We start from the raw sequence: 1,137 nt of genomic DNA, 5'->3' as shown, positions 1-1,137 counted from the left end.
GGCTTCCTCAACAGGAACCACACGTATTCCGGCGGCTTCCTGCCGGGGGGCCGCCTTGATTTCGCGCCGGGCCACCACATAGGGAGCCTCGCCCTGGCATCCCCGGCATACGGGACCGTCTTCCGCCGGATACGCCTCGCCGCAACCGGGACAGCAGACAATGCGCGTCATGTGCTTATGGCCGATAAAGCGGCGCTTTATGGTCACAGGCTCCACATTGCAGATACTGTCTCCGGCCTGTTCTATTTCGGATTCAAGGCGCGGCACATCCTGGTCTTTCTTGGGTTTTTCCTTGAAGAACCAGGCCTTGATTTCCGGGTAGGCAGCCATTTTTTCCGGGTCCAGACTTACGCGCACGCCTTCGCCCGTATGTTTGTCAAAAAGCGAAACAGCATAACGCCCCAGATTATGTATTTTCATCCAGCCGTTGCCGATGCTGCACAGGGTGAGCAGTTGCACGGCGTCGGGCAGGCATTTGCCGGACTCCACCACGGCCTCGAAAAGCGTGCCTTCGGGAATGTGCTTTTTGGCGAGCTCCACCATATACCCGCCCACAAGCAGTCCAGGCGCGGCATAGCCATGAAAATTTTCCGCCAGGCGCCGAAATTCGTCGAATGTATAGGAACCGATATTCATGCGTTTCTCCAATGCTGCTGCCCCTGCCGGAGCGGATGCGAATGCTGTTTTGACCCTGTGTAAGCCAATTCGTCTGTTCTGGCTAGCTGTGCGCCGCTTTTCTCCACCTGTGCGCCAAAAGCCCCGCACACGCGGATAACGCTGATTTTCACGCGCGCGACCGTTAATCCGCATAAGGCTCTGACGTGGTATAACAATTGGACGTTACTGCAAAAATCACCCTTTTTCAGCAAAGCGTGCATTTTTTTGCGCCAGCAGGATGCGGGCCTGCTCAAGATCGGCGGGACAGTTGCAGTTAAAGAAAGGTTCGTCCTCTTCCGGCCCGTAGTCCACAAAGTGCCGCAGGTCGCCTGGAACCATCAGGCCCAGCTTGCGTTCGCCACGGGCCAGGGCCGCATCAAAATACGGCAGGGCCGCCACCTCATAAATCGCGGTGAGAGACTCCACACGGCCGGTATTCCGCGCGCGGTAGGCCGTAACCAGCGTTTGCGGGGGCGCGGC

General features: G+C 58.0%; 2 protein-coding genes. Both read right to left on the bottom strand.

Annotated features, from left to right (window positions below):
* Positions 1–636: formylmethanofuran dehydrogenase subunit E family protein (locus tag V6C16_RS13885; protein ID WP_333543509.1), on the bottom strand; the 636-nt coding region annotated here is incomplete at its 3' end.
* Positions 637–852: 216 nt separating this feature from the next.
* On the bottom strand, positions 853–1,137 hold a 285-nt coding region (gene mobA / locus V6C16_RS13880; protein WP_442886241.1), incomplete at its 5' end, for a molybdenum cofactor guanylyltransferase.

It is taken from the genome of Desulfovibrio sp. 1188_IL3213 (assembly GCF_036763145.1).
Taxonomy (GTDB): Bacteria; Desulfobacterota; Desulfovibrionia; order Desulfovibrionales; family Desulfovibrionaceae; genus Desulfovibrio.
This window is presented reverse-complemented; position numbering and strand designations above follow the sequence as displayed.